The organism is Plebeiibacterium marinum (genome assembly GCF_026013615.1).
Classification (GTDB): Bacteria; Bacteroidota; Bacteroidia; order Bacteroidales; family Marinilabiliaceae; genus Saccharicrinis; species Saccharicrinis marinus_A.
In genome coordinates this window covers 1-332 of the sequence record NZ_JAPDPI010000173.1, presented here as the reverse complement: position 1 = coordinate 332, position 332 = coordinate 1, and the positions used below count along the sequence as shown (strand labels likewise).

1 pseudogene is annotated in these 332 nt (G+C 48.5%); it reads right to left on the bottom strand.

Annotation, left to right across the window (positions count from 1 at the left end):
* Positions 1-332: pseudogene (locus tag OM074_RS21355) on the bottom strand (transketolase); the annotation flags it as partial.

The following is a 332-nucleotide window of genomic DNA, read 5'->3' as shown; positions in this document are numbered from 1 at the left end:
GATGGGCTGTCTGTATTGTTCAAGGCCATTTCCCATGCTACGGTTGTTTCATTGGCATCAGCAGGACGAAGAACCAACATAGAGTTTTTGCCATGATGATTTTTCAGTTTCTCCATCAAGCGGATCTGTGCCTCCTGCTCAATTGGCTGGTGGGTAGGACCATCTTCACCTACGCGGAACGCATCGTGGGTCCACACATATTTAACCGGCAATTGCTGTAAAGCGGCAATACGCACGGCAGGTTTCATGTAATCAGAGAATACGAAGAACGTGCCCACTACAGGGATAACACCTCCGTGAAGTGCCATACCGTTTGCTATAGAAGCCATGGT